The 20,788-nt window shown below is 69.4% G+C and carries 18 protein-coding genes; 17 read left to right on the top strand and 1 reads right to left on the bottom strand.

The window, feature by feature from the left end:
- Nucleotides 1-5: 5 nt before the first annotated feature.
- Entirely contained in the window at nucleotides 6-992 is a 987-nt protein-coding gene (locus AB5I40_RS06440) for an AraC family transcriptional regulator (RefSeq protein WP_370937497.1), read from the bottom strand.
- A gap of 202 nt (nucleotides 993-1,194) precedes the next feature.
- Here AB5I40_RS06440 and AB5I40_RS06435 point away from each other — a divergent pair, with 202 nt between their 5' ends.
- From AB5I40_RS06435 to AB5I40_RS06355, 17 genes are all read left to right on the top strand, one after another.
- Complete coding sequence (locus AB5I40_RS06435; RefSeq protein WP_093574833.1) at nucleotides 1,195-1,668, top strand: MaoC family dehydratase; 474 nt, start codon at nucleotides 1,195-1,197, stop codon at nucleotides 1,666-1,668.
- Between the two features lie 26 nt (nucleotides 1,669-1,694).
- The gene (locus AB5I40_RS06430) at nucleotides 1,695-3,644 is read left to right on the top strand and encodes an AMP-binding protein (RefSeq protein WP_370937496.1); all 1,950 of its coding nucleotides are present in this window, start codon (nucleotides 1,695-1,697) and stop codon (nucleotides 3,642-3,644) included.
- A complete protein-coding gene (locus AB5I40_RS06425; protein WP_370937495.1) occupies nucleotides 3,641-4,801 on the top strand; it encodes an acyl-CoA dehydrogenase family protein in 1,161 nt (386 codons plus the stop codon). The genes AB5I40_RS06430 and AB5I40_RS06425 overlap by 4 nt, the downstream gene beginning before the upstream one ends.
- 178 nt (nucleotides 4,802-4,979) lie before the next feature.
- Nucleotides 4,980-6,059, top strand: a complete 1,080-nt coding sequence (locus tag AB5I40_RS06420; protein ID WP_370937494.1) for a LuxR C-terminal-related transcriptional regulator — start codon at nucleotides 4,980-4,982, stop codon at nucleotides 6,057-6,059.
- A 92-nt stretch (nucleotides 6,060-6,151) separates the two neighbouring features.
- Entirely contained in the window at nucleotides 6,152-8,218 is a 2,067-nt protein-coding gene (locus tag AB5I40_RS06415) for a hydantoinase/oxoprolinase family protein (RefSeq protein WP_370937493.1), read from the top strand.
- 10 nt (nucleotides 8,219-8,228) lie between these two features.
- Nucleotides 8,229-10,154, top strand: coding sequence for a hydantoinase B/oxoprolinase family protein (locus AB5I40_RS06410; protein WP_370937492.1), 1,926 nt, complete (start codon nucleotides 8,229-8,231; stop codon nucleotides 10,152-10,154).
- Nucleotides 10,155-10,162: 8 nt separating this feature from the next.
- On the top strand, nucleotides 10,163-10,423 hold the full coding sequence (locus AB5I40_RS06405; protein WP_370937491.1) for a hypothetical protein: 261 nt from the start codon (nucleotides 10,163-10,165) through the stop codon (nucleotides 10,421-10,423).
- A gap of 5 nt (nucleotides 10,424-10,428) precedes the next feature.
- Nucleotides 10,429-11,991 carry a class I adenylate-forming enzyme family protein gene (locus AB5I40_RS06400; protein WP_370937490.1) on the top strand — a complete coding sequence of 521 codons (1,563 nt, stop codon included), beginning with the start codon at nucleotides 10,429-10,431 and terminating at the stop codon, nucleotides 11,989-11,991.
- Between the two features lie 30 nt (nucleotides 11,992-12,021).
- Nucleotides 12,022-12,741 carry a hypothetical protein gene (locus AB5I40_RS06395; protein ID WP_370937489.1) on the top strand — a complete coding sequence of 240 codons (720 nt, stop codon included), beginning with the start codon at nucleotides 12,022-12,024 and terminating at the stop codon, nucleotides 12,739-12,741.
- A gap of 13 nt (nucleotides 12,742-12,754) precedes the next feature.
- Entirely contained in the window at nucleotides 12,755-13,558 is an 804-nt protein-coding gene (locus tag AB5I40_RS06390; RefSeq protein WP_370937488.1) for an SDR family NAD(P)-dependent oxidoreductase, read from the top strand.
- 54 nt (nucleotides 13,559-13,612) lie between these two features.
- The gene (locus AB5I40_RS06385) at nucleotides 13,613-13,954 is read left to right on the top strand and encodes a hypothetical protein (RefSeq protein ID WP_370937487.1); all 342 of its coding nucleotides are present in this window, start codon (nucleotides 13,613-13,615) and stop codon (nucleotides 13,952-13,954) included.
- Between the two features lie 18 nt (nucleotides 13,955-13,972).
- On the top strand, nucleotides 13,973-14,731 hold the full coding sequence (locus AB5I40_RS06380; RefSeq protein ID WP_344273682.1) for a glucose 1-dehydrogenase: 759 nt from the start codon (nucleotides 13,973-13,975) through the stop codon (nucleotides 14,729-14,731).
- Between the two features lie 50 nt (nucleotides 14,732-14,781).
- On the top strand, nucleotides 14,782-16,218 hold the full coding sequence (locus AB5I40_RS06375) for a helix-turn-helix domain-containing protein (RefSeq protein WP_370937486.1): 1,437 nt from the start codon (nucleotides 14,782-14,784) through the stop codon (nucleotides 16,216-16,218).
- A 77-nt stretch (nucleotides 16,219-16,295) separates the two neighbouring features.
- Entirely contained in the window at nucleotides 16,296-17,711 is a 1,416-nt protein-coding gene (locus AB5I40_RS06370; RefSeq protein ID WP_370937485.1) for an MmgE/PrpD family protein, read from the top strand.
- Nucleotides 17,708-19,066, top strand: coding sequence for an aldehyde dehydrogenase (locus AB5I40_RS06365; RefSeq protein WP_370937484.1), 1,359 nt, complete (start codon nucleotides 17,708-17,710; stop codon nucleotides 19,064-19,066). Before AB5I40_RS06370 ends, AB5I40_RS06365 begins: the two co-directional genes overlap by 4 nt.
- 107 nt (nucleotides 19,067-19,173) lie before the next feature.
- Nucleotides 19,174-19,380, top strand: a complete 207-nt coding sequence (locus AB5I40_RS06360; RefSeq protein WP_370940464.1) for a hypothetical protein — start codon at nucleotides 19,174-19,176, stop codon at nucleotides 19,378-19,380.
- Between the two features lie 76 nt (nucleotides 19,381-19,456).
- Nucleotides 19,457-20,773 (top strand): MFS transporter, encoded by a 1,317-nt coding sequence (locus tag AB5I40_RS06355; protein ID WP_370937483.1) that lies wholly within the window; start codon nucleotides 19,457-19,459, stop codon nucleotides 20,771-20,773.
- The last annotated feature ends 15 nt before the right edge of the window (nucleotides 20,774-20,788 follow it).

The following is a 20,788-nucleotide window of genomic DNA, read 5'->3' as shown; positions in this document are numbered from 1 at the left end:
GTCCGTCAGCCGCACCGGCGGGCGGTTGCCGACGGCAGCACCCCGAACCGTTCGCGGTACTGGTGCGCGAATCGTCCGGGATGGAAGAAGCCCCAGCGCGCCGCGACGTCGGTGACTGAGTCCGGCCCGCCGGACAGCAGTTCCCGGTGCACTCGGTCCAGCCGGACGGCGCGCAGGTAGGCCATCGGCGATTTTCCGACCTCCTCGCGGAAACCCGCTTGCAGGGCTCGCGGGCTGATCGAGGCCATGGCGGCCAGGTCGGCGGTGGTGACGGTCTCCTCGGGGTGCCGGTCGAGGTAGTCGACGATCTCGCGGATGCGGGAACCCCTGGTGTGCGCGGGGCGGCTGTGCAGCCGGTCGCTGAGCCGGCTGGGCAGGGTCAGCAGCAGCTGGGTCATCAGCGCCGACTCGAACTCGTGGCACGCGGCCGGAACCGTCGCCAGGCCTCCGTCCCTGTTCAGTTCCGCGTACAGGAAGCTCACGGTCGCGAGAAACGCCTGCGCGGCGGGCGAACGGAGCGAAAAGGTCAGGTCGAAGTCGATCTCTTCGCGGATCGGCTGCCCGATCAGCTTCGCCGCGTGCGCCTCAAGCAGATCCTTGGGCAGCTTGACGTGGTACTGCCAGGAGTCCGCGCTCCACTGCACCAGCACCGGGGACTGCGGCACGAAGGCGACGCCCGCCTCGCCCGCGGCGAAACTGCGGCGGACGCCGTGCTGCTCCACCGTGCTGGTGCCGGTGGCGGGCAGGTTCACGTGGTAGCACAACCGCATCGGCGGGCCGACGATCGTCGTGTCCGCCCCGTAGGCCATCCGCCCGATCGTGAGGTGCGGGGACGGCGCGAGATCGAGCCGGAACCGCATTCCCGCGCGGTCGGCCACGTGCACCTCGTGGCTCGCGAAGGTTCGCGTCACCTGCTCGCGGGCCGTGTCGAGGTCCGCGGTGCGGAAGGTGACCGGGCCGGGCCGCGCGGCGAGCTGCTGGTCCTCGGACATGGGCTCCTCCTCGTCTCCCGCGCCGTCGGGGGAGTACGCAGAATATATGATATTCACCTCGCGGCTGGACGGGTCAACTCGCAGAGTATATATTTTATATTCAGTGAAGGCGGGGCGCGGCCGAGCAACCGGTCCGAGGCCCGGCGGCACATCAACCGTGACTACAGGCGCCGCGACCAGCGCGGCGGGGAGAGGACACCGGATGGCAGGCCTGTACTTCGAGGAGTTCGAACCGGGGATGGTCATCGACCACCCGACCCGCCGCACGGTCACCGAGGCCGACAACACGCTGTTCAGCGTCATGACGCTGAACCTGGCTCCGCTGCACCTCGACGCCGAGTACAGCAAGAACAGCATCTACGGCCAGCGCCTGGTGAACAGCTTGTTCATCCTCGGCCTCGTGTCCGGGGTGACGGTGCCGGAGACGACGCAGGGCACCACGCTGGGCAACCTCGGTTTCGAGAAGATCACCTTCCCCAAACCGGTGTTCCACGGCGACACCATCCACGTGCGCACCGAGATCGTCAGCAAGCGCGAGTCCAAGAGCCGCGGCGATTCCGGCATCGTCATGTTCCGGCACCTCGGGATCAACCAGCGCGACGAGATCGTGTGCGACGCCCTGCGCGCCGGTCTGATGCTCAAGCGGTCCGCCGACCAGGCAGCCGCACAGGCCTGAGCAGCGGTTCGGGAAAGGAAGTGGCCATGGCCGAGGACGCAGCAGGCCCTGCCTGGACGCCGCCGCGGGAGGTGCGGGACCGCAGCAGGTACCTCGCCGCCGTGCGGAAGTGGGGAGCGTCCGCCGACGCGGCGGGCGTCGCGGAGGTGAACCGGCGGGCGATCGCCGACCCGGAGTGGTTCTGGCGCGCCGTCGTCGACGACCTCGACGTCGCCTTCGCTGAACCGTTCGCCCGGGTGCTCGACGAATCCGAAGGAAAGCCGTTTCCCCGCTGGTTCCCCGGCGGCCGGATCAACGTCGCCGAACTGTGCGCGCACCGCCACGCCCGCGGCGAACTCGCCGGCAAGACCGCGGTGGTCTACGAGGGCGATTCCGGGCAGCGGCGCACGCTGACCTTCGGCGAACTGGACGAGCAGGTGCGCCGGTTCGCCGCGAACCTGGCCGCCGCCGGCGTCGCGCGAGGCGATCGGGTCGTGTTGTTCATGCCGGTCGTGCCCGAGGCGGTCGTGGCGTTCCTCGCGATCGCGATGCTCGGCGCGATCGCGGTCCCGACGTTCAGCGGCTACGCGGCCGACGCGCTCGCCACCCGGTTGCAGGATTCGGAAGCGGTCGCGCTGATCACCGCGGACGGGACCACCCGGCGGGGCAAGGAAGTCCCGCTGAAACCGGTCGCCGACGCGGCGCTGGCGGACGCGCCGTCCGTGCGCACCGTCGTCGTGGTCCGCCACCTCGGGACCGACGTGGCGATGCGGCCTGGCCGCGACGTCTATTACGACGAGCTGGATCCGTCGCCCGCGCCGGTGGACACCGCGTCGACCGAGGTGAACGACCCGCTCACCGTCGTCTACACCTCGGGCACGACCGGCCGGCCGAAGGGGATCGTGCACTCCCACGGCGGATTCGCGGTGAAGACCGCGGTCGATTTCGCCTACGGGTTCGACGTGCACGCCGACGACGTCGTCTGCTGGATCACCGATCTCGGCTGGCTCGTCGGTCCGATGCTGATGACCGGACCGCTGCAGCTCGGCGCGACCATCGTGATGATCGAAGGCCTGCCGACGCATCCCACCCCCGACCGGATGTGGGACGTCGTCGAGCGCAACGGCGTTACCGTGCAAGGGATCGCGCCGACCGCGGCCCGTGCGTTGCGCGCCGCGCAGGAGAAGCCGGAGCACGCGCTGGCCACGCTGCGGTCGTTCGTCTCCACCGGAGAGGCGTGGGACGAGCCGACCTGGTGGTGGCTGTTCGACCAGGTCGGCAAGCGCCGGGTGCCGATCGTCAACTACAGCGGCGGCACCGAGGTCGGCGGCGGGCTGATCGTCGGTTATCCGTTCCTGCCGGGCGAAGCTGCGGCGTTCACCGGTCCGCTGCCCGGAGTGGACGCAGTGGTGCTCGACGACGCCGGGCAGCCAGTCGTCGGCGCGATCGGCGAACTGGCGGTGCGCAACACTTTCCCCGGCATGACGCACGCGTTCTGGCACGACCGCGAGCGCTACCTCGAGACCTACTGGGCGCGGTTCGACGGCATCTGGGTGCACGGCGACCTGTCCAGTGTGGACGAGCACGGCCAATGGCGGATCCACGGCCGCTCCGACGACACGCTCAAGCTGGCCGGGCGGCGTGTCGGTCCGGCCGAGATCGAGGCTGCGCTGCTGCGCGACGAGCGGATCGCCGAGGTGGCCGTGATCGGCGCCCCGGACGCACTGCGCGGCCAGCGGGCGGTGGCGTTCGCGGTGCTGCGCGCACCGGGGGCCGACCGCGGCGACCTGGCGGCGACCGCGCTCGAAAACGCGGGGAAGTCGTTCGCCCCGCAGCTGTACGTCGTGCCGACGCTGCCCAAGACCAAGAACGGCAAGATCATGCGGCGCGCCATCCGGGCGCGGTTCGTCGGGACGCCGGTCGGCGACCTGTCGTCGCTGGACCCGGCCACGCCGCTGGAAGACATCCCAGTACTCGCGGAGGAGAACGCGCAATGACCGACCCGGAAAGCAATGTCGAGATCGTCCGGAAGGCGACGCGGGAGCTGGCCCGGAAGTTCGACCACGACTACTGGCTGGACAAGGACCGCAATCACCAGTACCCGTGGGAGTTCGTGAAGGCGTTCGCCGCGGGCGGCTGGCTGGGCGCGATGATCCCGGAGGAGTACGGCGGCATCGGCCTCGGCCTGGAAGAGGCCGCGGTGATGATGGGGGAGATCTCGGCGTCGGGCGCCGGCATGGCCGGTGGTTCGGCGATCCACTTCTACGTGTTCCCGCCCGCCCCGGTCGTGAAATACGGCTCCGAGGAGATGAAGCGGGAATACCTGCCCAAGCTGGCGGCGGGCGAGCTGCTGATGGCGTTCGGCGTGACCGAGCCGGACGCCGGGGTGGACACGTCGCGGATCAAGACCAAGGCGACCAAGGTCGAGGGCGGCTGGAAGGTCAACGGCAAGAAGGTCTTCATCACCAACGCGCAGAACGCGCAGAAGATCCTGCTGCTGGCCCGCACCTCGCCGCGGCGGGAGGACAAGCCGCTCTACGGCATGTCGCTGTTCTTGGCGGACATGGACCGCGACGCGATCACGGTCCGGGAGATCGAGAAGCTGGGCCGCGCGGCGATCGACACGAACGAACTGTTCATCGACGACCTGTTCGTGCCCGAGGACCGGCTGGTCGGCGAGGTGGACAAGGGCTTCTACTACCTGCTGGACGGGCTGAACCCGGAACGCATCGTGGTCGGCATGGAAGGCATCGGCCTCGGCCGGGCGGCGCTGGACATCGCGTCGGAGTACGCCAAGAACCGGGTGGTGTTCGACCGTCCGATCGGGCAGAACCAAGCGGTCGCCCACCCGCTGGCGGATTCGTGGATCCGGCTGGAAGCCGCCGAGGGCATGGTGCTGCGCGCGGCGCGGCTGTTCGACGAGGGCAAGCCGTGCGGGCCGGAGGCGGCCGCGGCGAAGTATCTGGGCGCCGAGGGCGGTTTCGAGGCGTGCGACCGGGCGTTCTCGACGCTGGGCGGCTATGCGTATGCGAAGGAGTACCACGTCGAGCGGTTGTGGCGCGAGGTCCGGTTGCTGCGCAACGCGCCGTTCTCGCAGGAGATGGTGCGGAATTACATCTCGCAGCAGGTGCTCGGGCTGCCGCGCTCGTACTGAGACAGGGTGCTGTGGCGGGAACGGCGGGACTTTCGGCGCTGAGCCGAGGGCCCGCCGTTTCCCGCTGCTCTCCGCGCCGGGCCGCTGGGAAGGCGGCGTTTGAACCCTCGCCCTGCCGCGCATATGTTGTGCATAACACGGCGGCGATGCCGTGCCTCGGACGTACCAGAGGTGGCCGATGGACGTGGAGAACACGGTCTCGGAGGCCGCGCGGTACCGGGACTTGTGCGTGGACGTCGGGGCCGCGCTGGGGCTCGACGTGCCGGTGCCGCGGCTCGACGGTCCTTGGGCCGACGAAGCGGTCAGCGTGCTCGGGCGGCTGTGGAACGCCGTGCTGGCCGAAACGCTGCACACTGCCGAGGAAGCGGGAGTGTCCGGAACACGGCGGCGTGAGCTGGCTGAGTTGCTGGCCCGGATCCGCGCGGTCGAGGCCGAACTGGCGGAAGCGCGGCTCGCCGACCGGCATGTGCTGCTGCGCCAGGTGGCCGCGTCGCTCGCGTCGGTCCGGGACGCACAGTCCGTGGACGAATTCCTCGGCCGGGTCCCGGAGGCGGGCTGCAGGCTCGGCTTCGACCGGGTCCTGGTCTCCCGGGTGGTGGATTCGGTGTGGCGGCTGCACACGATGTGCGTTGTGCGCGAGCCGCGGTGGGCGGACGAGATCGTCGCCGTCGGGAAAGCGTCGCCGCCCGCCTTGCGCGGCGGGCTGATCGAGGCCGACGTGGTCGACCGGGCCGAAGCCCGGCTCATCTTCGACACCCAGCACAGCCGGCGCGTGGACCGCGACCTGATCCGCGTCACGAAGTCCACTTCGTACGGAATCGCGCCGTTGACGGTGCAGGGCCAGGTCGTCGGGCTGCTGCACGGCGATCGCTACCACCAAGGCCGCGACGTCGACGAAACCGACCGTGCGCTGCTCACGCTGATGGCCGAGGCGCTGAGCCATTCCCTCGGCCGCCTCACGATGCTGGAGGGCCTGGCGTTCCTGCGCGACACCGCCGACGGGTTGATGGCGCGTCCGGCGGCTCTCCCCGCACCGGTCGCCCCCTCCGCGCCGAGTCCGCGGATCCCGTTGACCGCAAGGGAAAACGAGGTGATGGAGCTGCTCGCGGCGGGCCGGTCCAACCGGCACATCGCGCGCGAGCTGGCGATCACCGAGCGCACCGCGAAATCCCACGTCACGCAGATCCTGCGCAAGCTCGGCGTCGCCAGCCGCACGGAGGCGGTCGCGCTCTGGCTGCGCGGCGGGGGACTGTCCTAAGGTCCCACTCCCTCTCGCACCCTTGTCCGATGTGACGGCGGTCGCACCGAGCACAGAATCACCTCACACACCACGACCCGTGGAGGCATGAGGTGACTGAGCAACGAGGCTCGGCAGGCTGGCTGGTCGGCATTGACGTCGGCGGGACCTTCACCGACATCATCGGGCTTGACCGCGCCACCGGGGAAATCCGGGACGGCAAGGTGCTGTCCACGAAGGAACAGGAACACGGCGTCCTCGAGGCGCTCGCCGCGATCGGCGTCGAGCCGGCCGAGGTCGCGGAGATCGTGCACGGGCACACCGTCGGCATCAACGCGCTGCTGAGCCGGGCGGGCGCGAAGACCGGGCTGCTGGCCACGCGCGGGCACCGGGACCTGCTCGACATCGGCCGGATGCACCGCGAGTTCGGCGACCGGTTCTACGACCCGACCTGGCTGCGCCCGCACCAGGAGCGGCCGATCGTGCACCGGCGCGACCGGATCGGCATCCCGGAGCGGATCGGCTACGACGGCACCGAGCTGCTGGCGCTGGACGAGGACGCCGTCCGCGCCGCTGCTCGCGATTTCGCCGCGCAGGGTGTCCAGGCGGTCGCTGTGTGCTTCATGAATTCCTACCGGGAACGCGGCCACGAGCGGCGCGCGGCGGAGATCCTCGCCGAGGAGATTCCGCACGCCTACGTGCAGACCTCGGACCTGTATCCGGTCACGAAGGAGCACGAACGGACCACGACCGTCGCGCTGGACGCGTACGTCGGCCCGGCCGTGGTCGGGTACCTGCAGCGGCTCACCGTCGCGCTGGAGGAGCGGCGGTTCGGCGGCACGCTCTGGATCATGACGACCAACGGCGGCGTCGCGACCGTGCAGGACGCGGGCAAAGCCCCGGTCTTCCAGCTCGTGTCCGGGCCGGTCGGCGGCGTGACCGGCAGCCTTCAGCTGGCGCGCGAATCGGGCAAGCGCAATCTGCTGACCATGGATGTCGGCGGCACCAGCACCGACGTTGCCGCGATCGTGGACGGGCAGACCCCGCTCACCGACCTGTGGACCCTGGAGACCGGCCTGACGCTGACGTTGCCGCTGGTCGATGTGGAGAGCGTCGGCTCGGGCGCGGGCAGCATCATCGGCCCGAACGCGCTCGGGCAGGTCGCGGTCGGCCCGAAATCGGCGGGCTCCAATCCTGGCCCAGCGTGCTATGGACGCGGCGGCACCGAGGCGACGCTCACCGACGCCTGTCTGCTGCTCGGGGTGCTCCAACCCGATCTGTTCGCGAACGGCCGGATCTCGCTGGACGTCGAGGCTGCGCGCGCCGCGCTGGCCCGGGCTGGCGAGCAGTGGGGGCTTTCCGCGCTGGAGCTGGCCGAGGCCGCCTACCAGATCGCGTGCGAGGACATCGCGGCGAAGATCCGCACCATCTCGGTCTACCGGGGACTGGACGTCCGCGAGTTCGCGTTGCTGCCGTTCGGTTCGGCTGGTCCGATGCTGGCCGACCGGGTTGCGCGGATCCTCGGACTGGACACGGTTGTCGTGCCGTCGACGCCGGGTCAGTTCTCCGCGCTCGGGCTGTTGCAAAGCGACCTGCGGACCACGCGGGCGCAGTCGCTGATGATCCCTCTCTCCGCCGGCAACGCCGAGACGGTTGAAGTGGAATTCGCCGCCATGGAACAGAGCCTCACCGACGAACTGGCCGCACAAGGCGTGGAGCTGGACGGGCTGGCGTTCGACCGCGCGGTGTTCGCGATGTACCGCGGGCAGACCTGGGACAACCGGCTCACGCTCGCACCCGGGCCGGTGACCGCGGAACGCGTGCCCGGCGTGGTCGCCGACTTCCACGCGTTCTACCAGGATTCCTACGGTTTCTCCGCAGCCGAAATCCCCGTCGTCGTCTCGACGCTCGAAGTGACCGCGGTGATCCCGCGCCCGAACAAGGTGCCGTCCACCGCGGCGGAGTCCGGCGAGTCCCTGCTCGGTGAACGCGACTTGCGCGTACCCGGTTCCGGAGAGACCGTGCGCGTCCCGGTGCACGTCCGCGAACGGCTCGCCGCGGGCGAGGTCGTCGACGGACCGGCGATCGTCTCGGAGAAGTTCGCCACCACGGTCGTGCTCCCGGGCCGCCGCGCCCGCGTGGACGCCGACCGTCTCCTGATCATCGAAAACCAGGACTAGGAGCGCTGCCATGACGATTTCCGCGGAACCCGCCGCCGGCACGGCCGAGTTCGAACTCGACATCCTGCGCTACGGCCTGATCGAGGTCGCCCGCGAGATGAACGAGGCGCTGATGCGCAGCGCGTTCTCCCCGGTGTGCCGCGACATTCTCGACTGCACCACCGCCATCCACGTCCGCAGCGGCGACGGATGGGAGACCGTGGCGCAGTGGGAAGGCTGCATGCAGCACGCCTTCACCTCGCCGCACATCGTGAACTTCGTGATGGACGAGTTCGACTTGGACTCGCTGCAGCCCGGTGACGTCATCTTCGTCAACGACCCGTGGCGCGGCACCATCCACCAGTCCGACGTCAACCTGCTCCGGCCGGTGTTCGTGGACGGCCGGGTCGAATTCATGCTGCATTCGACCTCGCACCTGGTCGACCTCGGCGGCCCGATCCCCGGCGGATTCTCCAACGGCACCCAGACGTCGTTCGAGGAACAGATCAAGCTGCCGCCGTCGCTGCTGTACGCGAACGATGTGCCGGTGCGTCCGCTGTTCAACTTCATCCTGGAGAACAACCGGGTGCCGCACCTCGTCCTCGGCGACTTGCGCGCCCTGCACGGCTGCCTGGTCGTGGGGGAGCGGCAGCTGCAGGCGCTCGTCGCACGCGGAGGTCTGGAGAAGGTGAAGGAAGCCGGGCGGTACGCGATCGAGGCCACCGAAGCGAGCATGCGCCGCGGCATCGCGGGTATCCCGGACGGCGACTACACCGTGGAGGATTTCCTCGACGAGGACGGCGTCACCGACGAACCGATTCCGGTGCGCGTGACGGTGAAAGTGCGCGGCGACAGCATGGAGATCGACTTCTCCGGTTCCGGCCGGCAGCCGCTCGGCAACTGCGGCACGGCGTGGTGCGAGGCGGTGCGGTGCATCGAAGCGGTCAAGCTGATGGCCGACCCGAGCACGCCGGTCAACAGCGGCACCCTCCGTCCTATCGAGACACTCCTGCCGCAGGGCAGCGTGGTGTGCGTGCTGCCGCCGTCGAGCTGCTCGAACCATGCCGACATCGGAGCCCGCGGCATCAACGCCGTCGCGAGCGCGCTGAGCCAGGCCGTCGGCGACCGCGCGATCGCGTGCGACACCGGCACCGCACTGGTGGTCAGCCTTGGCGGGATCGACACTCGCGCCGGGCACGAGGGCATGCCGTGGGGCGCGTTCGCGCTCGCCGGCGGCGGGTGGGGCGGAACGTGGAAGGAAGACGGGATTTCCTTCTGCGTCACGCCGATCGGCAACTGCCGGACCTCGGTGCAGGAGCACGTCGAGATCGAAAGCCCGTTGATCGTGGCGCAGCACGAGATGGTGCTCGACACCGCCGGAGCCGGCGAATACCGCGGCGGGCTCGGCTCGGTGTACACGCTCACCGCGCAGTCGGACACGATGGTCACGATCACCTGCGACCGGGTGCGCGTCGGTGCGCCGGGCGCCGCCGGAGCCGGTCCGGGCGCGCCCGCGTTCGGCTGGTACATCGAGAACTTCGACCTGGCACAGCACGCGGATCCGCTCGACCTGCGCGGCACCGAACCGCTGTTCGGCATGTTCGACGACGACGGCCGCCCGGACCCGAACAACGGCGGGTTCTGCCGTGGCGCGCGATACCAGACCGGCAAGTTCTCCGGGCTGGTGCTGAAAGCGGGCGACGCGATCCGCTTCCTGATCGGCGGAGGCGGCGGCTGGGGCGATCCGCTCGCCCGGGGCCTCGACCGGCTCGGCCGAGACCTCGCCGACGGGCTGTACAGCGAGGAATTCGCCGCGAAGGCGTTCGGGGCCGTCCTGCGCGACGGCCGGATCGACGCGGCCGCGACCGCCGAACGCCGTGCCGAACTGGCCGCCCGGCGCGACGCGGGCACCTGGTCGGTGCCGGTCGCCACGCCCGTCAACTGGATCCTGGGATAGGAGCACTCATGTCTGTCGACCGACTTCTCTTCCCCCGTCCGGAAACCCCGCGCGTGTCCGTCGAGCGGACGCCGGTGGACGCCACCTGCCTGTCGTGCGGGAGCACGGACGTCAAGCGATACCCGGTGGCCAACTATCTCGGCCCGCGCATGGTCGTGAAGTGCCAGGATTGCTTCACGCATCTGTCGGTGACCCGGCCGGAGCCCGAGGACCACTGGCCCGCGTGGCGCTCGCCGACGCGCGACTGGGCGCCCTCGCGGCTGGGGTGACGCGCATGTCCCCGACCCCACTGGCCCGGCTGTACACCCAGGCGTACGCCGAGTTCGCCGACCAGCCCGCGATCCGGGACTCCCGGCGCGAGCTGACCTACGGCGAACTCGGCAGCCGCGCCCGGCGGATCGCCCAAGCGTTCCGGGCGCTCGGCGCGGAACGCGGCACCCGCGCGGTGCTGCTCGGGCCGAACAGCTGCGAATGGGCTGAGGCGTACCACGGGCTGGTGCTCGGCGGCGGGGTGCGCGTAGGGCTGCTGCCCCGGTTGCACCCTGCCGAACTGGCCCAGATCGCTGCGGACGCGGAGCCGGCGTTCGTGCTCGTCGATGGCGAGTGGCTCGCTGAGCACGGCACCGCGTGGATTCCGCCGCAGGTCAAGGAAATCATCGTGCTCGGCGAAGGAGCCGAGGGCATTCCGTTCGAGGAGTTCGTTGCCTCCGGCTCGGACGACGAGTTGCCGCTGCCCGATGCCGACGACGATGCCTGGCTGCTCTACACGTCCGGCTCGACCGGGCAGCCCAAGGGCGTGCGGGTGCCGCACCGGACGGTCGGTGCGCTCGTGCGCAACGCCCGCGAGGTCCTGCCGCCGCTCGGTCTCGGCGACGCGGCCCTGCACACCGCGCCGATCAGCCACTTCAGCGGCGGGATCGCCGACGTGCTCACCGCCAGCGGCGGGCTGAACGTCTACGTGCCGAAGTTCGACGCGGCGCAGGTCGCGGACGCTGCGGCCGGCGGTGAGGTGACTGTGCTGCCGCTGGTCCCGACCATGATCACGATGTTGCTGGAGGAACTCGCCCGGCGCGGCGCCCCGGCCGGTCGCGTCGGCAACGTTCGGATCCTGCCGTACGCGGGCTCGGCGATCCAGCCGGATCGGGCGGCCAAAGCGCGCGCGTACTTCGGCGAGGCGATGCAGCAGCTGTACGGCGCGAGCGAAGCGCAGTTGCCGATCGCGACGCTTCAGCCGGAGGACCACGTCGAAACCCTGAACGAGCGCGGTTTGCCACGGCTGGCCTCTGCGGGCCGGGTGACCGCGCACGTCGAGGTCGAGATCGTGGACGCGGACCGTCGCCCCGTCCCGCCCGGGACGACCGGCGAGATCCGGACTCGCGGCGCGCACGTGAGCGCCGGGTACTGGCGGAAGCCGGAAGCGACGGCGGAGACCTTTGTGGACGGCTGGGTGCACACCGGCGACGTCGGCTGCCTCGACGAGCACGGGTATCTGTTCATCCTCGACCGGCGCAAGGACATGATCATCACCGGCGGGTTCAACGTGTACCCGCGAGAGATCGAGAACGTCGTCTCCGAACTGCCCGGGATTCGGGAGGTCGCCGTCGTCGGCGCTCCGGACGAGCGATGGGGCGAGGCGATCACCGCGTTCGTCTCGGCCGAACCCGGGAACGCCGTGTCCGCGGACGGGGTGCTCGCGCATTGCCGGGCCCGGCTCGGCGGCTACAAGGTGCCGAAGAAGGTGGTCTTCGTCGAGGAGCTGCCGAAGACCGGCACCGGGAAGATCCAGAAGCAGATCCTGCGCGAGAAATTGTGGACCGGCCTGCAGCGCCGGGTCTGAATTCCGCGTGAACCAGAAGGAGTGAAACTCATGGCGGCGCCGACTTTCGACAGCCGGAGTCTGTTCTTCGCGTGGAGCACGTGCAGCACGGACTACGGCACCTACGCGAAGTGGTACGACGACGAGCACATCCCGCAGGTGATGGACGTGCCGGGAATGGTGGGAGCGCAACGGTTCCTGCTCGCGGACACCAAACCGCTGCCGGGCGTGCGCGCGCTCGATTTCGGGCACCTCGCGATCTACGAGATGGAGGGCTCGGCGCAGCCGTTCCGCGAGGAGGTCAAGCGCAAGCTGATCTCGGGCGAAATGGCGCTGCCGGACTTCATGAACCAGCCGTTCCAGGCGTTGTTCCTCGACGCGGTGAGTGAACCGTTCCTGTCCGACGGGTTCGCTGACGCCGAGAACCTGGACGACCGACATCTGTTTTTCGCCTGGAGCCGCCACACGGGCGACGAGGCGACGTTCGCGAAGTGGTACGACGAGGAGCACATCCCGCAAATCATGTCCGCGCCAGGAATGCTGCGCGCCCAGCGGTTCGAGATGTCGGACCTGAAGCCGCTGCCCGGCGTCGAAACCCCGGATCTCGGTCATCTCGCGATCTACGAGATCGCCGGAGATCTTGAGGGGTTCCGTGCCGAGGTGAAGCGACAGCTGATCTCCGGGGAAATGGTGCTCCCGGACTTCATGATCCCGCCGTTCGCGGCGATGTTCCTGAAGCCAGTCAGCCCGTTCTTCCCCGCCGAGAACTGACCGGGAGTCGCACATGAGCTATCCACCACGGCGCGCCAAGCCGGAACTCGCGCTGATCACTGGAGCCGCAGGCGGCGTCGGCTCCGCCACCGCACGACGGCTCGCCGAAGGCGGTGCCAAGCTGGTCGTCACCGATATCGACGAGGAACGGCTGGCAAAGGTCGCGAACGACACCGGCGCAATCGCCGTCCCCGCCGACGGCACCGACCGCGAAGCCATCCGGGCCTTGGTCGCGCGAGCGGTCGAGGAACTGGGCGGCCTGGACACGGTGATCGCGACCCAAGGCGCGGCGATCGGCGGGGGAGCGCACCCGAAACACGTCGACTCGTACCACCGCGCGCTCGACGTCAATCTGCACGGATCCTTCTACCTGGCCGGAGAAGTGCTCCCGCACCTGGCGGCCAGCGAAGGCTCCCTGGTCCTGTTCGCCTCGACCGCGGGGCTGATCGCCGGTCCGCCCGGAGCGGCGGGCTACACCGCGGCGAAAGCGGCGATCATCGGCCTCACCCGCTGGCTCGCCCGCGATTACGGGCCGAAAGGCGTGCGCGTCAACGCGGTGTGCCCGGGCTTCGTCCGGACCGCGCTCGCGGCAGGCAGCATGGCGCACCTCGCCGAGCGCGAAGGCATCAGCCTGGAAGAGGCCTACGCGCTGAGCGCCGCGCACGTTCCGCTGCGCCGGGTCGCGGAGCCGGAGGAAATCGCGGCCTGCTGCGCTTTCCTGGCTTCGGGAGATGCCTCGATGGTCACCGGCCACGTGCTCGTCGCCGACGGCGGCGGCGCGGCGGTGGACGCTTCGACGGTGGCTTTCGACAGCTGAAGTGTCCAAGTATCCGGACAGTCGAGCGGTCAGCGCGCGCTTAGCGTTCTTCGCATGTCAACGACGACTCATGAAGAACTGGCCAAGGGCTGGATCCGCGCGCTCTCGGACGTCGAAGTGTTCTACTCGCTGTGCGCGGACGACTGCAAGGTCTGGCACAGCGCCGACGACAAGTGGATGACCGTCAAGGAAGCAGTCGACGCCGTCCACGAACGCGGCGGCCTTCCGACGTTCGAAAACTCTCGCTACACGTTGACCGACAAGGGTTTCTTCGTGCAGACCTCTGCCACGCTGGCGGCCGCGCGGGTGCACCTGATCCAGGTGGTGACGGTGCAGGACGGCAAGGCGGTCTCGGCCGAGGAGTACATCGGCCCCGAGATGGACATCGCCGTCTAGGCGGGGAACGGACTTTCGATGAGTGCAATCGCAGGACGCTCCATCATCGTCACCGGCGGTGCGAGCGGAATCGGCGAGACGGCTGCGCGGCTGTTCGCCGAGAACGACGCGCTGGTGACCATCGCGGACATCAGCGCCGAAGCAGGCCAAGCGCTGGCGGAGGAACTGTCGGGCAAGGGTTACGAGGTCCAGTTCGTCACCACCGATGTCACCGACGAGGCGCAGGTGGCGGCGATGGTGGAAGCGGCGGAATCCGCGTACGGCAGGTTGGACGGCGCGTTCAACAACGCGGGTGTGCCGAACAACGGCAAGAAGCTGGCCGATCTCAGCCGCGAGGAGTTCGACCGGGTCTTCGCGATCAACGTGACCGGGCCGTTCCTCTGCATGAAGCACGAGGTGCCGGCGATGCTCCGCGCGGGCGGCGGGTCGATCGTCAACACCGCGTCGGTCGGGTCGTTCATCTACATTCCGCTGGCGGCCGAGTACACCGCGTCCAAGCACGCGCTGATGGGCCTGACGAAAGCGGCGGCGGCCGAATACGGCGAGCACGGCATCCGCGTCAACGCCATCGGCCCGTCCACCGCGCGCACGCCGATGTACCTGGAGTACCTGAAGCTCAATCCGGAGTACGAGAAGACCGTCGCTGCCACGCACGCGCTGCGGCGCGGCAGCGAGCCGGTCGAACAGGCGCAGGCGGCGATGTGGCTGCTGTCGGACGCGGCGTCGTTCGTCACCGGCGTGACGGTCCCGGTCGACGGCGGCTACACCTTGTACTGAGCGGTGCCGCTTCATTGACCACCGGATGGCCACATGAAATATTATGTTCCATGAGTGCGCTGCTGACCCGTGCCGCGGGTCCGGTGCTCGACCGGGTGCAGACGGAGCTGCGGGGCAGTTCGGTCGCGGTGCTGCTGGCCGACCAACGGGCCCAGGTGGTGGACATCCGCTACGGCGAGCGCTCTTTCGGCCGGGAAGTCGGCTCCCTCGGCGTCGTGCCCGGCGTGCGGCTGGGGGAGGACGACGTCGGCGTGAACGCGATCGGCACGCCGCTGGAAACCCGCCGGAGCCTTCTGCTGCGCGGTACCGAGCACGCGCTGCCCGCGTTCCACGGGTTCACTTGCTTCGGCCACCCGATCGTCCACCCCGGAACCCGGCGGATCGCCGGGGTGCTCGACTTCGCCGTGCCGGCGAGCCACGACGAGCGGCTGGCCCCGGCGTTGGTGCGCCATCTGGTGGCGGAGATCGAGAGCAGGCTGCGGACGGGCACAGCGGAGGCGCAGCAGCGGCTGCTCGCCGCGTTTCAATCCGCTGCCCGGCGACGCGATCGGCAGGTGCTGGTCGTCGGGCACGGCCTGGTGCTGGCAACGCAGTCCGCGCTCGACCTCTTGGCACCGGCCGACCACGCCGCGGTCCAAGCCTGTGTCGAGACCGGCGACGGGAACGCTCTGATCGCGTTGGCGTCCGGCCAGGAAGTGCGGCTTTCCTGGGTGCCGGTGGATGGCACCGAGGGGACTATGGTCGACCTCGTTGTCGAGACACAGCCAGGCCCGCGCGCCGCGTTGCCGGTGCGATGGCCGTTGCTGGTCGCGGGGGAGCCGGGCACGGGCAAGACGACTGTCGCGCGGGAGGCCGCCGGGGACGGTGCGGCGGTGCTGGACGGGGTCGAAGCGGTTCGGATCGGCGAGGCGGAATGGGCCGAGCGGGCCAGCCGCCTGCTGGACGGTGCCGGACCGGCTGCGATCGTCGAAAACGTCCAACTGTTGTCGGGGCCGCTGGCGGCGTTGGTCGCGGCGCGGATGCGGACCTCGAGGCGGAACCTGGTGCTGACCTCGACCCCTGGGGAACACCATTCGTCGATCGCGGCGCGGTGCGGCGAGCGTCGGGACTTGGCCCCGTTGCGCCTTCGCCGCCACGAGATCCCGCGGCTGGCGCAGCGCATGCTCGCCGAGGAGTGCGCCGCCCGGTTCACGCCGGAGTCCTTGCGGGTGCTGGCGGCTCAGCCGTGGCCGGGGAATCTGGCTGAACTGCGCCGGGTGGTCCGCGCGGTGGCGGAGCTGCGTTCGGCGGGCGACGTCGTCCCGGCCGACCTTCCGCCTTCGCACCGGGGCGCATCGGTGCTCGCGTCGCCGTTCGACCAGGCCGAGCGCGAGGTGATCGTCGCGGCGATCGCGGCCGCGGGCGGCAACAAACTCGAAGCGGCCCGTGCGCTGGGAATCAGCCGGTCGACGCTGTACAACCGGTTGAAAGCCTTGCGCATCCGCTGATTCCGGCGGCTTGACGGGTCTTCTAGTGAGATATTATATATTTAATGCGGCCAATCTGGCATCAACGAGGAGCAGGCATGGCGACGATCATCGAGCAGCTCGCGGGATTCGCCGCGGGCGCGGACGCCCGGGAATTCCCCGACGAGGTGATCCGCGAATCCCAACGGATCCTGCTCGACTCGCTGGGCTGCGCAGTGGCGTCCCTCGGCGACGAAGGCGCGCAGCGGGGCGTCGACTACGCGCGATACCTCGGTGGCACCGAGGGGACAGCGTCGATCCTCGGCACCGGAACGAAAACTTCGGTCCCCGCCGCCGCGTTCGCCAACGCCGAACTGATCAACGCACTCGACCAGGACGCGGTCCTGCCGCCCGGGCACGTCACGCCGTACGTGCTGCCCGGCGCGCTGGCCACCGCGGAGTCGTTGCGGACGTCCGGCACGAAGCTGCTCGAGGCGATCGCGGTGGCCCACGAAATGTCGTACCGGATCGGGAAGGCGACCGACTATCTGCGCGATATCAAGGACGGCGTCGTCACCATCCCCGACGTCATCGGGTACAGCAGCACGCTTTTCGGCGCCGCGGCCGCGGTCGGCGTCGTGAAGGGCCTCGACGGAGAAACTCTGGCCGACGCGATCGGGATCATGGGCTCTACCGCGCCGACCAACACTCAGCGCGCGTGGATGATGCACGCCCCGTCGACAACGATCAAGTACCAGCTCGCCGGAGGCATGGCGCTGTCCGCAGTCACCGCCGCCAACCTCGCCGAACGCGGTCACACCGGCGACCGGCAGATGCTCGACGACCGCGAGTACGGCTTCCCGCGCTTCATCGGCACCTCCCGCTGGGAACCGGCACCGATCACTGCCGGACTGGGCACGGAATGGACGTTCACGCCGTTCCAGTCCTTCAAGCCCTACCCGCATTGCCGGGTCATGCACGCACTATTCGACGCGCTCACCGAGATCGTCGAAACCCACGACCTCCGTCCCGACGAGATCGACGCGATCACCGCGTATGGCGAGAGCTTCGTCATGCAGCCGGTATGGGTGAACGAAACCATCCGCAACCCGCGCGACGCCCAGTTCAGCATGACGCACGGCCTCGCCCTCGCCGCGCACCGGATTCCGCCCGGCAAGGACTGGCAGACCCCGGAAGCGGTGCTGGACCCGTCGGTGCTCGACCTGATGAAGAAGGCCGAGTTCAAGGCGCACCCGGACTACACGGAAGCGCTCAAGAACAACCCGGCCGCTCGCCGGTCGCTGGTCGAGGTCCAGGCGCGCGGCACCACCTACCGCGGCGAGCGCGCTTACCCGAAGGGCAGCCCGTCGCCCGACCCGGCCACGTATCTGACTGACGACGAACTCGTCGCGAAGTTCCGGCACAACGTGGAGGGCGTCGTGGCGGACCCGGACGCGATCGTCCAGGCGGTTTTCGATCTGCAGCACGTCGAGGACGTTTCGGCGCTGCTGAACCAGGTCGGAGGTGCGGCATGATCGACGTCGTCAACCCGGCCACGGAAGAGGTGATCGGGTCCATTGTGGACAGCGACGCGGCGACCGTCGACGCCGCCGTGTCCGCCGCCAGCGCAGCCCTCGGCCCCTGGTCGGCTCTGTCGCCCGCCACGCGTGCCGGGTACTTGCGCGCGTTGGCGGACGAGTTCGAGAAGCGGTCCGACGAGATCTCGGAACTGGTCACGCGGCAGAACGGCACGCCGATCAGCATCACCCGCACGATGCAGAGCCAAGTGCCGGTCTGCTACCGGTATTTCGCTTCGCTGGCGGAAGAACTCTCGGTCGAGGAACACGTCACGACAGCGAGCGGCGACGCGATCGTGCTGCGCGAACCGGTCGGCGTGGTCGCGGCCATCACCCCGTGGAACGGCCCGCAGCCGCTCATCGCGTGGAAGCTCGGCCCCGCGCTGGCGGCCGGCTGCACCGCAGTGATCAAACCGGCGCCAGAGACGTCGCTCGATGCGTTCGTTTTCGCGGAAATCGTTGCCGCGGCGGGAATTCCCGAAGGCGTGGTGAACATCGTGACTGGCGGGCGCGAGACCGGCGCGGCGCTGGTCGCGCATCCCGGCGTGCACAAGGTGGCCTTCACCGGTTCGACCGTGGCGGGCAAAGCGATCGCCGCTGAGTGCGCGAAGCAGTTGAAGCACGTCACGCTGGAGCTGGGCGGCAAATCGGCGGGCATCCTGCTCGACGACGTCGATCTCGACGCGTTCCGGCCGCTGGTGCTGTCCGCCTGCTCGCCGAACACCGGGCAGACCTGCCGGGCGCTGACCCGGGTGCTGGCTCCGGCGTCGCGCTACGACGAGGTCGTGGACCTGCTCGCGGCGACAATGACCGGTATTCCGCAAGGAGATCCGCTCGACCCGACGGTGTTCTTCGGCCCGCTGGTGAACGCGACGCAGCGGGAACGAGTGGAGTCCTACATCGAACTCGGCAAGGCGGAGGGTGCCGAGATGGTGATCGGCGGCGGCCGCCCGTTCGAGCGCGGCTACTACGTCGCGCCGACGATCTTCCGCGGCGTCACGAACGACATGCGCATCGCCCGCGAGGAAATCTTCGGTCCGGTACTCACCGTGATGCCGTACCGGACAGTGGACGAAGCCGTCGCCATCGCGAACGACTCGGAGTACGGCCTCGGCGGCGGAGTGTTCTCCCCGGATCGCGAGCGCGCGACGGCGGTGGCTCGCCGGATTGTGACCGGGAGCGTCGGAGTGAACACCTCGACCCTGCCGATCGAGACGCCGTTCGGCGGGGTGAAGAACAGCGGGATCGGCCGGGAACTGGGGCCGCAGAGCGTGGACGCGTACCTGGAGTACAAGACGATTTTCCGGGCGTAGCCCAAGTGCGCACGGCAACGGCAGCCCTGCTCGGTACTCGCGACCGAGCAGGGCTGCCGCGTGCTTGCCCGGGTCCTCGCACCATCGGCGACTGAGCGAGTCCGGCGATCTTCCGCGGTGTCGCCGACGACCTGCGGATCGCCCGCAGGGAGATCTTCGGCCCAGTCGTCATCGCGATTCCCGCGTCGTCTCGGGACTCCCGCCGGCCATGCGGCCGCCCGCCCGGACTCTTCAGCGCGCTCTGCCCGGGCCCGAGACCCACGCGTCAGCGCGCGGCCTTTCCCGCCGCCGAATCAGCATCCGGTTCCTTGTGATCAAGGATTGAATATTTTATATTTCATTGCCCGTCGACCACTGTCGGGTGAACACCGGCTCCGGGATGAGGACGACATGAGCGTACAAGGACGTATCGCACCGGCTGAGGCGGCGACGAAACGCCGCGGGAAAGTGCTGGCGGCCGCCATCGCGGCGCAGTCTCTGGAGTACTACGACTTCTTGATCTACGGAACCGCGGCCTCGCTGGTCTTCAACCACGCGTTCTTCCCGTCGACGAGTGCGGCGGCCGGGGTGCTCGCCGCGTTCGCGACGTTCGCGGTCGGGTTCGCGGGCCGCCCGGTGGGCGCGGCTGTCTTCGGGCACATCGGCGACCGGTTCGGGCGCAAACCCGCGCTCGTGGCGTCGACGCTGTCCATGGCGGTGGCGACCACGTTGGTGGGGCTGCTGCCGACGTTCTCCTCGATCGGCGCGCTGGCCCCGGTGCTGCTGGTGATCCTGCGCGTCGCGCAAGGGATCGCGGTCGGCGGGGTGTGGGGCGGGTCGACCCTGCTCGCGGTCGAGCACGCTCCGCCGAACCGCCGGGGGCTGCACGGCTCGCTGCCGCAACTGGGCATCTTCGCCGGGATGGTGCTCGGCACCCTGGTCTTCGTCGTGCTGTCCGGTGCGCTCACCGCGGACCAGTTCGCCGCGTGGGGCTGGCGGATTCCGTTCCTGCTCGGGATCGTGATGATCCCGGTCGTGTTCTACATCCACCGCTTCCTCGAAGACTCTCCCGATTTCCGGGCGGTGGAGGAGAAACTCGCCGCGGCGCCGAAGCGCTCGTCGGTCGTGCAGGTGCTGCGCCGGCCGAAGAATCTGCTCCTGGTCGTGTTCATCTTCCTGCCCGCGACGATCATGTTCTACGCGACCGTGACCGGCCTGCTGGACTACGGCGTGCGGGAGCTGAAGATCGCCAAGGGCACCATGCTCACGGCGGTGATGTTCTCGATGATCGCGACCGGGGTGAGCACGGTGCTGTGCGGGCGGCTGTCGGACACCGTCGGCAGGCGTCCGGTGTACGCCGGCGGCGTGGTGCTCGCGGGAATCTGGGGCTTCGCGCTCTTCCCGCTGGCCGACACCCGGAACTTCTGGGCGATCCTGCTGGCGATCGTGGTCGGGCAGATCTCGGTCGGCGCGATGTTCGGCCCCGGCGTCACGATGTTCGCCGAGATGTTCCCGCCGTCCGTGCGGTTCTCCGGCGCGTCGATGGGGTACCAGCTCGCCAACATCATCGGCGGGGGACTGGCCCCGTTCGTGATGGCGGCGCTGATCGCCGCGACGCACACGACGCTGTCCGTGTCGGTCTACATCCTCGTGGCCTGCCTGATCAGCCTGGTCCCGCTCGCGCTGCTGGGCCGCCGGGCCTTGACGCCGGCCACGGCCGAAGGATAATATAAAATATTATTT

The organism is Amycolatopsis sp. cg13 (genome assembly GCF_041346965.1).
Lineage (GTDB): Bacteria > Actinomycetota > Actinomycetes > Mycobacteriales > Pseudonocardiaceae > Amycolatopsis.
Note: the sequence above shows the minus strand (reverse complement) of the source record. Positions and strands in the feature narration are given on the sequence as shown.